Genomic DNA, 12,496 nt, shown 5'->3' with positions numbered 1-12,496 from the left:
GGTCTTGATCAACGGCGTGGAGTGGTCGTCCGGATGGCCAGGGCCGTCCTTCGATCATGGGGCGGGGCGGTCGGCGGCGGCGAGATCACGGTCTGAGCGCTGGTTTCGCCCGGTCCAAGCGGCATGGGGCGGTGCCGAGCGACGCCGGGGGACACGGGGACGGCTGAGGGGGCACGAGGACGGCTGCGGGGCGCCTTGGGCTTCGGGCCTTGATCGAGGGCGCGGAGTGGTCGCCCGGATGACCAGGGCCGTCCTTGGATCGCGTCGGACTAGCGTGAAGCCGGCGGAAGCGTGCCGGTCGACGGCGAGAACCTGCCGGTGAAGGGCGGGAACGCACCATCGGGCGGGAGCACCGCGACGGTCTGCGGGATCACTCCGGTCGCCGGCGGGAGCCCGCCGGCGGAGGCTGGAAACGTGCCGGTGGACGGTGGGAACGTGCCGGTGGCGGGTGCTGGCGACGGGCGGGGGACGTCGTGCGGGTTGCGGGCCGGCATCGGCAGGACGATCGACGGGTCCACGGACCGGTCGATGCGGGCGGCGGTGTCGGCGGGCGCGGCGAACAGGGCCGGCTCGACCAGCACCGCGATCCCGTCCAGGCCGATCAGCTGCCGCGCGCCGTCCGGCCACGCGTGCACCACCGCGCAGGAGCGGTAGCGGACCGTCGCCCGGCACTCGCCCTCGACGATGCTGACCCCGTCAGCGCCGAGGACGAGCGAAGCGCCGGAGCCGTCGACCGCCCGGTACGTGTGTCCGGGGACCGTGTCCGTGGACGTCGTCGGCGCCGCCGCGAACCCGGCCCAGTCGGCGCGGCTGCCGGGCGGCACCTGCAGCAGCCCTGAGCCGAGGACCTGCAGGGCGGCGCCGTGCACGTCGTCGAGGGTGACGGCGTACAGCTGGGCGCGCAGCTCGTCGAGGGTGCGCAGCCGCGCGCCGGTGAGCAGGTCGGTGGCCAGGCCCGGCAGCCGGCCGGCGGGCGCGTCGGGGTGGCGCAGCGCCTCGTCGCGTTTCGCGCGGACCGTGTCGAGCTCGGTCTGGGTGATCCGGCCGACCCGGAACCCGGCGAGGACGTCGACGAAACCGCCGACGACCGCGCCCTGCTTCTCCGGCAGCGCGTCGGCGAACGCGGTGACCACCGCCATACCGTCGCCGCGCGGGTCGTAGGCGGCGCTCGCCGCGTACGACAGGCCGCTCTCCTGCCGCAGCGACCGGAACAGCTCCCGCTCCAGCATCAGGGCGAACACCGAACCGGCCACGTGCCGGCGCATGACGCCGTCGAAGACGACGCCGCCGGGGACGCCGGTGAAGTACGCCGGTGTCGCCGGCAGCACCGTCGAAGCGACCGGCACCGGGCGGAGCGTCCCGGCCGGCAGCCGCAGCCGCAGGCCCGGCGGGACCCGGTCGCCGGAGATCCACAGCACCGCGTTCGCGCGGGTGAACCAGGCGTTCGCCCAGGCCCGCACGTCGTCGGGGCCGAGCCGGTCGATGCCCCACTCGGGGTAGCTGACCAGACCGTAGTGCTGGGCGCCGTGCCGCCACATCGGCAGCAGCTGGTTGACGCCGCCTCCGCGCCCGCCCGCCTCGGTGCGCAGGATCGCCTTTTCGGTCTCCAGCCGCTGCACCGGCAGGTCGGCGAGGGAGTCGCAGACCATCTCCAGGTACGTGACGATGTCGCGCTCGCTGCCCTGCATGTGGAAGTGGGTGACGACGCTGCCGGTGGCGCCGTTGTAGTGGTAGTCGGCGACGCCGTGCCGGTGCAGCGCGAGATGCTCGACGAGGTGCGTGATGCCGATGCGGGCGGCGCCCTCGTCGGCCAGGCCGACCCGGAAGGTCAGCCCGGCGGTCATCGGGCCGGAGCTCGGCGCGAGCAGCGTCGGGACGCCGTCGACGTCGGTGCGGTGCAGCACGGGATCAGCCTCTCGCCAGCGCGCGGTCACGGAGGTTGGCGTACGTGGTTCCGGGGTTGCCGAAGTACGACGCCCAGAGCGGGGTGCGCCGCCCGGCCAGGGCCCGGAAGTGCGGCGCCGCGGCCGCGTGGTCGCCGATGAGGGAGAACAGCATCGCGAAGTAGTCGTGCGCGGTGTGGAACCGGTAGCCGCCCTGGAACGCGGGGTGCCGGACGGTCTGGTCGGCGACCTGGTGGATCTGCGCGACGACGGCCGGGGCGCGCAGGAGCGCCGTGCCCTCGGCGTCGGAGCCGGCGGCCTGGTACCGCTCCATGTGCCCGGCGAGGACCGCCAGCAGCCCGAGCGACCCGGCCGGGGCGGTGCGCAGCAGCTCGGCGCCGAACTCGGACACCTTCTCCCACGAGCCGCCCCACTTCGGCTGCAGCTGCTGCACGAGGTGGTATCCGGCGATGTACGCGTGCGGGTGGTGCGCGCCGAGCCGGTCGTAGCGCCGGCGGGCCTCGTCGTGGCCGAGCGAGATGCCCCGGCAGATGATCATCCGCTCCAGCCACGCGTAACCCTGCCGCGGGTCGCGCGCGGTGACCTCGATGAGGATCTGCTCGGCCCGGTTGAGGTACTCGTAGAAGCCGGTCCACTGCTGCCGGGTCACGCTGCGGGCCCAGCCGGTGCCGCGGATGTTCCAGCCGTGGCGGACGGTGCGGACCCCGAGGATGGTGTACGCCATCGCCCAGGACGGGTCGCCGACCGGCACCCGCTGGAGCATCTGGTCACTCAGGCGGTCCTCCACCTGGCCGCACGCCACCGCGAGGTCGTCGAGGCTGCGCAGGCCGCCGAGGAACGCCGCGACGGCCGGCCAGTCACCCCGGTCGGCGTCGGCGGTGAGCCGCCGCAGCTCGGTGAAGAGGTCGGCCGGCTGGCTCTCCGGCACCGGCATCTGAAACGGCACGGCGCGGAGCATATGCGAGCGGGCGCCGTCCCGATGCCCCCCGGGAGGGCAGGCATCGGGACGGCCCGACGACCTACGCGCGCAGCCAGACCGCCGCGTCGGGCGGCAGCGTCCCGTCGAGCAGGTCGCCGCTGGCCAGGACGACGGAGCCCGCCGGGACCGGGACGGCGGCACCGGACAGGTTGACCACGCAGCGGACGCCGTCGCGGGTGAAGTCCAGCACGCCGGCGGGGGAGTCGTGCCAGGTGAGCGGGCCGGTGAAGGTGCGGCGCAGGCGCAGGGCCGTGCGGTACAGCTCCAGGAACGACGACGGCACGCCCTGCTGCGCCGAGGCGGCCAGGCCGGCCCAGTCGGGCTGGGGGAGCCAGGAGCGGCCGGTCGTCGAGAAGCCGTACGCCGGCAGGGAAGCGTCCCAGGGCAGCGGCACGCGGCAGCCGTCGCGGCCCGGGTCGGTGCCGCCGGAGCGGTGCCACACGGGGTCCTGGCGGGCTTCGGCGGGCAGGTCCAGCACCTCCGGCAGGCCCAGCTCCTCGCCCTGGTACAGGTAGACCGCGCCGGGCAGGGCCAGCATGAGCAGCGCCGCGGCGCGGGCGGTGCCGGGGGAGCCGAAGCGGGTCACGTGGCGGGGCTTGTCGTGGTTGGACAGGACCCAGGTGGTCGGCGCGCCCACGCTGTCGGCGGCCTCGATGCAGGCGTCGATCGTGGCGCGCAGCTCGCGGGCGGACCAGGGCGCGGCGAGGAAGTCGAAGTTGAACGCCTGGTGCAGCTCGTCGGGGGCGACGTACCGGGCCAGCCGCAGCGGGGTCGACGCCCACGCCTCGGCGACGGCCATGCGGTCGCCGGGGTAGGAGTCGAGGATCTTGCGCCAGGCGCGGTAGATCTCGTGCACGCCGTCCTGGTCGAAGTACGGCAGCGGCTCCCGGCCGAGCAGCCCGATCTGCTGCGGGTGCCCGACGGACGGCAGGCCGGCCTCCTTGACCATGCCGTGGGCGACGTCGACGCGGAAACCGTCGACGCCCCGGTCGAGCCAGAAGCGCAGCACCGACTCGAACTCGGCGCGCACGTCGGCGTTGTCCCAGTTCAGGTCGGGCTGGCCGGGGTCGAACAGGTGCAGGTACCACTCGCCGTCCGGGGTACGGGTCCAGGCGCGGCCGCCGAAGATGGACTCCCAGTCGTTCGGCGGCTCATCGCCGCTGTTCCGGAAGATGTACCGGTCGCGGGCGAGGGACCCGGGCGGCGAGGCCAGCGCCTCGGTGAACCAGGCGTGCTGCGCCGAGGTGTGGTTGGGCACGATGTCGACGATGACCCGGATGTCCAGGGCGTGCGCCGCGGCGAGCATCGCGTCGAAGTCGGCGAGGGTGCCGAACATCGGGTCCACGTCGCGGTAGTCGGCGACGTCGTAGCCGCCGTCGACCATCGGGGAGCGGTAGAACGGCGTCAGCCAGATCGCGTCGACGCCGAGGTCCTTGAGGTACGGCAGCCGCTCCCGCAGCCCGATGAGGTCGCCCTCGCCGTCGCCGTTGCCGTCGGCGAAGCTGCGGACGTAGATCTCGTAAATGGCAGCGGTACGCCACCAGTTGGAAGAAGGCACGGTGAAGGGTCCCTTGCACTGAAGGCCGGAGGATGACGAGCGATGAAAGAAGACGTCAGCGGGCGACGATGCCCGTCGAGCCGCGGACCACGAGCTCGGGGTTGAAGAGGAACTCCGAGTGCGGAGTCGGCTGCCCGTTGATGGTGTCGACGAGGGCCCGCACGGCGGCGTTGGACATCGCCCGGACCGGCTGCCGCAGGGTCGTCAGCGGCGGGTCGGTGAAGGCGATGAGCAGCGAGTCGTCGTAACCGACCACGGAGACGTCCTTGGGCACCGACAGGCCGCGGGCGCGGGCGGCGCGGATCGCGCCGAGCGCCATCAGGTCGGAGCCGCAGACGAGCCCGGTCGCGCCGCGCGCGATGAGCCGGTCGGCCGCGGCGGCGCCGCCCTCGACGCCGAAGAGGGACAGCTCGACCATCTCGTCGAGGCCGTGGCGCTGCATCGCCGCGCGGTATCCGGTGAGCTTGCGCTGCACCGGCAGGTAACGGTCGGGGCCCGAGATGAGGCCGATACGGGTGTGGCCAAGGGAGGCCAGGTGGTCGACCGCCGTCTGGCTGGCGAGCCGGTCGTCGCAGGAGATGCAGGGCGCGTCGAGGCCCGCGACGTATCCGGTGATCATCACGATCGGCAGGGGCCGGTCGATCAGCTTGCGGTAGCGGTCGTGGTCGGCCGTGGTGTCGGCGTGCAGGCCGGAGATGAAGATGATCCCGGCCACGGACCGGTCCAGCAGCATCTCGACATACTCGTCCTCGGTCACGCCGCCCGGGGTCTGCGTGCACAGCACCGGGGTGAAGCCGTGCTGCGCCAGTGCCGACTCGATGATCTGGGCGAAGAGCGGGAAGATGGGGTTCTCCAGCTCGGGCGTGACCAGCCCGACGAGGCCCGCGCTGCGCTTGCGCAACCGCTCGGGGCGCTCGTAGCCGAGCACGTCGAGCGCGGTGAGGACGGCCTGCCGCGTGTCCGCGCTGACGCCGGCGCGGTTGTTGAGCACGCGGGACACCGTCGCCTCGCTGACCTCCGCCTGCCGGGCGATGTCAGCGAGCCGGGCACGGGGTGGCTCGGTGGACATAGGGCGACTGTAAAGCATCGAACCGCGGTTTGTGAAAGGTCGATGCAAGGTCTTTCATTCACAGCAAGGTCTTGCTAGCGTTCGGCCACGGAGTACGGGTGTCGTTGGAATCGCGACCCGACACCCGTACGCCGCACACCCCGTTCTGGCATTGCCACGTGGCTCCGTGAGGAGACCGCGCAACACCCCCTGCACACCTTGCACGCCTTTGCACCGCGGTCCCAGCCGTGCGGCCCTCGACGGGCCCGCCCGAAGCCGCGGCGATGAGGCACACCCCTGTCCGAACAGGAGAAATCCCCATGCGCATCCGCATCACGGGTGTCGTCACCCTTGCGGCTCTGTCGTTAGCACTCACCGCCTGCGGCGACGGCGACACGAGCAGCCCGTCGTCGACGGAGTCGAAGGCCGCCGGCGGCACCCTCACCATCTGGGCCGACGACCAGCGCGCCGCGGCGCTCAAGCCGTTCGCCGAGAAGTTCGGCAAGGACAACGGCGTCACCGTCCAGGTCCAGGCCGTCTCCAAGGACCTGCAGACCAACTTCGTGACCGCCTCGCAGTCCGGCAAGGGCCCGGACATCGTGGTCGGCGCGCACGACTGGATCGGCAACCTGGTCCAGAACGGCGCGATCGACCCGGTGCAGCTGCCCGACGCGCAGAAGTCGGCGTTCGCCGAGGTCGCGGTCAAGGCCGTCACGTTCAACGGCCAGCTCTACGGCGTGCCATACGCGATCGAGAACCTCGCGCTCATCCGCAACACCGACCTGGCGCCCGCCGCGCCCGCGTCGATCGAGGACCTCGTCAAGGCCGGGCAGACGCTGAAGACCGCCGGCAAGGTCACCAACATCATGTCGCTGCAGGTCGGCCCCAACGGCGACGCGTACCACGCGTACCCGCTGTACACCTCCGCCGGCGGTTACCTGTTCGGGCAGAAGCCCAACGGCGACTACGACCCCGCCGACCTCGGCGTGGACAAGCCCGCGTCGGTCGAGGCGTTCAAGAAGATCGCCGCCCTCGGTGAGAAGGGCAGCGGCGCGCTGACCCGCTCGGTCACCGGCGACAACGCGATCCCCACGTTCACCGGCGGCAAGACCGCGTTCCTCATCTCCGGCCCGTGGGCCGTCGCCGACATCAAGAAGGCCGGCGTCAAGTACGACATCACCCCGATCCCGGCGTTCGCCGGTGGCAAGCCCGCCCAGCCGTTCGTCGGCGTGCAGGCGTTCTACGTGGCCAGCAAGGGCAAGAGCAAGGCCCTGGCCAACGAGTTCATCACCAACCACCTGACCAAGCCCGACCTGCAGGTCGCGCTGTACCAGGCCAACCCGCGCCCGCCGGCGCTCGTCGCCGCGCTCGACCAGGTCAAGGGCAGCGACCCCGACATCCAGAAGTGGCTCGACGCCGGCAAGGGCGGCGCCGTGCTCCCCGCGATCCCGGCCATGGCCGCGGTGTGGGACCCGTTCGGTAAGGCTGAGGCCGCGATCATCGGCGGTGCCGACGTGCAGACGACGCTGGCCGCCGCCGGCAAGGCGATCACCGAAGCGATCAACAAGTAACGATGACGACGACGATCCAGCGGGGAGGCGGCTCGCTCGCCGGCCCCACCATCAAGATCGCCCTGCTCGGCGCCGGGCTGGCGTTGGCGATCGCGGCCGCCCTCCCGCTGGTCGACGCCCATGCCTGGGGCTGGCTCGCGGTGCTCGCCGCGACCACCGCACTGCTCTTCTACGTCTACCTGACCCCGCGGCACATCGCCGCCAAGTACCTGGTGCCCGGCACCGTCTTCCTGCTCGCCTTCCAGGCGCTGCCGGTGCTCTACACCGCCAGCACCGCGTTCACCAACTACGGCGACGGGCATCGCGGCAGCAAGGCCGAGGCGATCACCGCCGTGCAGGGCGCGTCGGTGAAGCAGGTCCCCGGCTCCATGGAGTACGACCTCGCCGTCGCCACCCGGGAGGGCGCCATCGTCTTCCTGCTGGTCGACAAGGCCGGCGCGACGTTCGTCGGCGACGGCACCGGGCTGCACCCGGCGCAGTTCACCGTCGAGGGCGGCAGGATCGTCGCCGCCGACGGCTACACCCTGCTGAGCCTCGGCGAGGCCAACCTGCGCAACGACGACATCCTGGCCTTCAGCGTGCCGACCGGCGAGGGCGCGGTCCGCGCGTCCGGCCTCACCCGCGCGTACAACGGCCAGGCCACCCAGTTCTACGACCCGGGCTGCGACTGCGTCACCGACCGCGGCACCGGCAGGCAGTGGAGGGCCGACAACGACTCCGGCAGTTTCGTCGCCGCCGACGGCGACCGGCTCCCGCAGGGCTGGAAGGTGTCCGTCGGGCTGAGCAACTTCACCCGCGTCCTCACCGACTCCCGCATCTCCGGGCACTTCCTGGGCACCCTCGCGTGGAACTTCGCGTTCGCGATCGCCTCGGTGCTCGTCACGTTCGGCCTCGGGCTCGGCTGCGCCCTGGCGCTCAACGCCAAGCTGCGCGGCCGCAGCTTCTACCGGGTGCTGCTGGTGCTGCCGTACGCGATGCCGGGCTTCGCCATGCTGCTGGTCTGGCGGGACCTGTTCAACCAGCAGTTCGGGCTGGTGAACCGGTTCTTCGGCATCGATGTCGACTGGTTCGGCCAGCCGTGGACGGCGCGCCTCGCGGTCATCCTCGTGCAGATGTGGATGGGGTACCCGTACATGTTCCTCGTCGCCACCGGCGCGCTACAGGCGATCCCGAAGGAGATGACGGAGGCCGCCACCATCGACGGCGCCTCGGTGCTGCAGCGCTTCAAGCGGGTCACCCTGCCGCTGCTGCTGGTCGCGCTGACGCCGCTGCTGATCGCGTCGTTCGCGTTCAACTTCAACAACTTCAACGCGATCTACCTGACCACCGAGGGCGGCCCGTTCCCGCCCGACGACTCCACCGTCGGCGCCACGGACCTGCTCATCACCTACACGTACCGGCTGGCGTTCGGCGGCTCCGGCGCCCAGTTCGGCTTCGCCGCGGCCATCTCGGTCTACATCTTCGCCATCGTGGCGATCGTGTCGCTGATCGGCTTCCGCCGCAGCCGCAAGCAGGAGGAGGTGTACTCATGACCGCGCCGACGCACCGCCGAGGTGACGGCATGACCGTGCCGAGGCGCACCAGGGGCAACGGTATGACGAAGTGGATGCGCAGGCTCGGGTGGCGGCACGCGGTCGGGATCGCCGCCGTGATGTTCTCGCTCTTCCCGATCGTGTTCGTGGTGTCCGCCGCGTTCAACCCGGTCGGCTCGCTGAGCTCCACCGAGCTGTACCCGACCGGGGCCAGCACGGCGAACTTCGCGGACCTGTTCGGCACGACCGCGTTCGGCCGGTGGTACGTCAACTCGGTCGTCATCGCCAGCATCGCCGCGGCCGCCGCCGTGTTCCTGTCGGTGCTCGCCGCGTACGCCTTCTCCCGGATGCGGTTCGCCGGCCGGCGGGTCGGGCTGATGGCGCTGCTGCTCATCCAGATGTTCCCGCAGTTCCTCGCGGTCGTCACGATCTACCTGATCTTCGCCGAGATCGGTGACTTCTACCCCGCGTTCGGGCTGGACACCCCGTGGGGCCTGATGCTGCTGTACCTCGGCGGCGCGCTCGGCGTGAACACCTGGCTCATGAAGGGTTTCCTGGACACGGTGCCCCGGGAGCTGGACGAGTCCGCGGTGATGGACGGCGCCACCCACGCGCAGACGTTCTTCCGGATCACGCTGCCGCTGATCGCGCCGATCCTCGCCGTCACCGCGCTGCTCGGGTTCATCGGCACGATCAACGAGGTCCTGCTGGCGAACGTGTTCCTGCGCTCCGACGACTCCAAGACCCTCGCGGTCGGCCTGTACGGTCTCATCGCCGGGCAGCGCAACGCCAACTTCGGCATGTTCTGCGCCGGCTCGCTGCTCACCGCGATCCCGACCGTGCTGGTCTTCCAGTCGCTGCAGCGCTACATCGTGTCGGGCCTGACCGCCGGGGCGGTGAAGGGGTGATCCACCACGACGGCTCGGCGCTGCACGTGCCCGACCAGTCCCCGCAGCCGGGCGACGACGTCGAGGTCTACCTGCGCACCTCGCCCGGCGTCTCGCAGGTGCACGTGCGCTCCGTCCTGGACGGCGAGCCGCGCTTCAGCGAGGCGACCGCCGAGCGCCGCGGCGACGAGCTGTGGTGGCGGGCCACCCTGCCGGTGCGCAATCCGGTCACCCCGTACCGCTTCCTGGTCGACGAGCACTGGTACACCGCGGCCGGCCCGGCGGACCACGAGGTCTCCGACGCCACGGACTTCCGGCTGGTGGCACACCCGGCGCCGGCGGCCTGGATCCGTGACGCGAGCGTCTACCAGATCTTCCCCGACCGGTTCGCCCGCTCGCTGGCATGGCCCGAGCGCGCCCTGCCGGCGTGGGCGGTGCCGTGCGGCTGGGACGCCGCCGTCGTCGGGCGCGGCGAGCTGACCGGGCGGCAGGTGTACGGTGGCGACCTCGACGGCATCGCCGGCCGGCTGGACCACATCCAGTCGCTGGGCTGCGACACCGTGTACCTGACGCCGTTCTTCCCGGCCGGCTCCAACCACCGCTACGACGCGTCCACGTTCGACGCCGTCGACCCGCTGCTGGGCGGCGACGCGGCCCTCGCCCGGCTCGCCGGCGCCCTGCACGCCCGCGGGATGCGGCTCATCGGCGACATCACCACCAACCACACCGGCGACCGGCACGAGTGGTTCCTGGACCCGGCCGCGCAGGACCGCTACTACCGTTTCCCGGACGGCGGGTACGCGTCCTGGCTGGGCGTACCGAGCCTGCCGAAGCTCAACTGGAACTCCACCGGCCTGCGCAAGGCGTTCGTCGACCCGCTGCAGCGGTGGCTCGAGCACCTCGACGGCTGGCGGGTCGACGTGGCCAACATGACCGGCCGGCACGGCACCGACGACCTCACCCACGAGGTGTCGCGGCTCGTCGCCCGAGCCGTGCGCGACGTGCGCCCCGACGCGATGCTCGTCGCCGAGCACGCCCACGGCGCCGGCGGCGACCTGGACCTGGACGGCTGGCAGGGCACGATGAACTACGCCGGGTTCACCCGCCCGCTGTGGACCTGGCTGCGCGCCCCCGACCTGGGCCTGCCGGACTTCCTCGGGGTCCCCGGCGGGGTGCCGTTCCGCGGCGGCGACGCCGTGGTGCGGTCGATGCGCTCGGTCTCGGCCAGCATGTCGTGGCGGTCGTGGACGCACTCGTGGACGGCGCTGAGCACCCACGACACGCCCCGCGTGCGGACCGTCGTGGGCGACCCGGACCGGGTGGAGGTGGCCGCCGGGCTCCTGGCCACCCTGCCGGGCGTGCCGATGGTCTTCGCCGGCGACGAGCTCGGCCTGACCGGCACCAACGGCGAGGAGTCCCGGCGCACCATGCCGTGGCACGACGAGGACAGCTGGCACCGGCCGACCCTGGCCCGGTACCGGGCGCTGCTCGGCCTGCGCCGCGCCCACCCGGCGCTGCGCCACGGCGGGATGCGGGTCGCGCACGCCGACGCCGACACGATCGCGTTCTGGCGGGAGAGCCCCGGAGAGCGGATCCTCGTCGTGGCCCGCCGGGCGCCGGGCGCGCCGGTGCGTGTCGCCGGGTTCGAGGGTGCGGTCAACCTGTACGGCGGCGCGGCGGAGATCCCCACCGACGGCCCGACCTTCCAGGTGTGGTCGGTCGGGTAGGCAACGTATTGACAGGTTGGCCTCGAAGTTCGTGAAGCCCGGCGCGAAGCGGGTCGCCACCGGCTACGGCAGCACCGGCACCGTCACCAACGTCGCGTTCCTCAACCCCGACGGCACGCTCGTCGCCGTGGTGGTCAACCAGACGAACGGCAACCAGGCGTTCACGCTGCGCGTCGGCACCCAGCAGGTCAGCAGCACCCTGCCGGCCAAAACCGTCGGCACCTACCTGTGGGAGGGCGCCAGCAGCGGTACCCCGTCGACGCGGGTCGGCCCGATCACCGGCTACGGAGCCAAGTGCGTCGACGTCGCCGGCGCCAACCCGGCCAACGGCACGAAGATCCAACTGTGGACCTGCAACGGCACCGCCGCCCAGTCGTGGACCGTCGGCACGGACGGCACGCTGCGCGCCCTCGGCAAGTGCCTCGACGTCGCCGCCGCGAACTCCGCCAACGGTACGAAGGTGCAGCTGTACGACTGCAACGGCACCGCGGCCCAGACGTGGACGGCGCCGGGCGACGGCACGCTGCGGGCCCTCGGCAAGTGCCTGGACGCCACCGGGCCCAGCTCGGCCGACGGCACCCAGCTGCAGATCTGGGCGTGCGGCACGGGCCAGAACCAGCGCTGGACCCTGCCTGCCTGAGCCTTGTCCTTTGGCCTTGTCGCTGGCCTTGTCTTTGGTCAGGCGCGTTCCATGGCCGGGGCGCGCCTGACCCGCTCCACCCACAGTTCGAACAGCAGCGTGGTGAACGGCGGGATCGACGCGACCGCGCCCAGGGCGATCCGTCCCAGCCCCCACCGTTCTTTCACCGCGACCCACAGCAGCGCGGCCAGATACGCGACGAACATGGCGCCGTGGACCGGCCCGAAGATCTTGACCCCGATCTCGTTCTCGGCCACGACGTACTTGAAGAGCATCCCGACCAGCAGGCCGAGCCAGGAGCACGCCTCCCCGATCGCGGCGAGCCGGAACACCCGTGCGGCAGTGTTGTTCACCGGTAGAGCGTCCACCCTCGTGCGCACATGGCTGAGGCCGGTCACCATGTTTGGTGACCGGCCTCACGCCAGGGGCTGCGGGTGTGTCAGTTGGAGGCCATGCCGAGTTCGCCGGCGCCGCCGGTGCTGATCTGGGTGGCCGACGCGAACGTGCTGTTCAGGCGGGCCTGGAGGGCGTCGAGCTGGTGGTACTCGCTGGCGTTGTAGGACTCGCTGCCCTCGGCGGCGAAGATGTGGTCGGTCTCGGCGGCGGAGTGGTCGTAGGAGGTGAAGTCCGACTCCTCGTAGTGCGAGCCG

The 12,496-nt window shown here is 71.9% G+C and carries 11 protein-coding genes; 5 read left to right on the top strand and 6 right to left on the bottom strand.

Annotated features, from left to right (window positions below; genetic code table 11):
- Positions 1-269: 269 nt before the first annotated feature.
- The 4 genes from AB0H83_RS42575 to AB0H83_RS42560 all read right to left on the bottom strand — a co-directional run bounded on the left by AB0H83_RS42575 (position 270) and on the right by AB0H83_RS42560 (position 5,510).
- Positions 270-1,904, bottom strand: a complete 1,635-nt coding sequence (locus AB0H83_RS42575) for an insulinase family protein (protein WP_360106376.1) — start codon at positions 1,902-1,904, stop codon at positions 270-272.
- A gap of 4 nt (positions 1,905-1,908) precedes the next feature.
- Positions 1,909-2,850 carry a hypothetical protein gene (locus AB0H83_RS42570; RefSeq protein WP_360106373.1) on the bottom strand — a complete coding sequence of 314 codons (942 nt, stop codon included), beginning with the start codon at positions 2,848-2,850 and terminating at the stop codon, positions 1,909-1,911.
- Between the two features lie 73 nt (positions 2,851-2,923).
- On the bottom strand, positions 2,924-4,441 hold the full coding sequence (locus AB0H83_RS42565; protein ID WP_360106370.1) for a glycoside hydrolase family 13 protein: 1,518 nt from the start codon (positions 4,439-4,441) through the stop codon (positions 2,924-2,926).
- Between the two features lie 55 nt (positions 4,442-4,496).
- Complete coding sequence (locus AB0H83_RS42560; protein WP_360106367.1) at positions 4,497-5,510, bottom strand: LacI family DNA-binding transcriptional regulator; 1,014 nt, start codon at positions 5,508-5,510, stop codon at positions 4,497-4,499.
- 299 nt (positions 5,511-5,809) lie between these two features.
- Between AB0H83_RS42560 and AB0H83_RS42555 the strand changes: the two genes are divergently transcribed.
- The 5 genes from AB0H83_RS42555 to AB0H83_RS42535 are packed head-to-tail and all read left to right on the top strand — an operon-like array spanning position 5,810 to position 11,846.
- Complete coding sequence (locus AB0H83_RS42555; RefSeq protein WP_360106363.1) at positions 5,810-7,060, top strand: maltose ABC transporter substrate-binding protein; 1,251 nt, start codon at positions 5,810-5,812, stop codon at positions 7,058-7,060.
- 2 nt (positions 7,061-7,062) lie between these two features.
- Entirely contained in the window at positions 7,063-8,592 is a 1,530-nt protein-coding gene (locus tag AB0H83_RS42550) for an ABC transporter permease subunit (protein WP_360106360.1), read from the top strand.
- 29 nt (positions 8,593-8,621) lie between these two features.
- On the top strand, positions 8,622-9,500 hold the full coding sequence (locus AB0H83_RS42545) for a sugar ABC transporter permease (RefSeq protein ID WP_360106357.1): 879 nt from the start codon (positions 8,622-8,624) through the stop codon (positions 9,498-9,500).
- Positions 9,497-11,206, top strand: coding sequence for a glycoside hydrolase family 13 protein (locus AB0H83_RS42540; RefSeq protein WP_360106354.1), 1,710 nt, complete (start codon positions 9,497-9,499; stop codon positions 11,204-11,206). The genes AB0H83_RS42545 and AB0H83_RS42540 overlap by 4 nt, the downstream gene beginning before the upstream one ends.
- A 16-nt stretch (positions 11,207-11,222) precedes the next feature.
- Positions 11,223-11,846 (top strand): ricin-type beta-trefoil lectin domain protein, encoded by a 624-nt coding sequence (locus tag AB0H83_RS42535; protein WP_360106351.1) that lies wholly within the window; start codon positions 11,223-11,225, stop codon positions 11,844-11,846.
- Between the two features lie 38 nt (positions 11,847-11,884).
- Here AB0H83_RS42535 and AB0H83_RS42530 read toward each other — a convergent pair whose 3' ends face one another.
- Positions 11,885-12,199 carry a DUF3817 domain-containing protein gene (locus AB0H83_RS42530; RefSeq protein ID WP_360106348.1) on the bottom strand — a complete coding sequence of 105 codons (315 nt, stop codon included), beginning with the start codon at positions 12,197-12,199 and terminating at the stop codon, positions 11,885-11,887.
- Between the two features lie 86 nt (positions 12,200-12,285).
- On the bottom strand, positions 12,286-12,496 hold a 211-nt coding region (locus AB0H83_RS42525), incomplete at its 5' end, for a hypothetical protein (RefSeq protein WP_360106346.1).

The organism is Dactylosporangium sp. NPDC050688 (assembly GCF_040654515.1).
Taxonomy (GTDB): domain Bacteria; phylum Actinomycetota; class Actinomycetes; order Mycobacteriales; family Micromonosporaceae; genus Dactylosporangium.
This window is presented reverse-complemented; position numbering and strand designations above follow the sequence as displayed.

Coding starts and splice junctions, on each gene's coding strand:
- AB0H83_RS42560 (WP_360106367.1), bottom strand. CDS start 5,510: ATGTCCACCGAGCCACCCCGTGCCCGGCTCGCTGACATCGCCCGGCAG.
- AB0H83_RS42550 (WP_360106360.1), top strand. CDS start 7,063: ATGACGACGACGATCCAGCGGGGAGGCGGCTCGCTCGCCGGCCCCACC.
- AB0H83_RS42555 (WP_360106363.1), top strand. CDS start 5,810: ATGCGCATCCGCATCACGGGTGTCGTCACCCTTGCGGCTCTGTCGTTA.
- AB0H83_RS42545 (WP_360106357.1), top strand. CDS start 8,622: ATGACCGTGCCGAGGCGCACCAGGGGCAACGGTATGACGAAGTGGATG.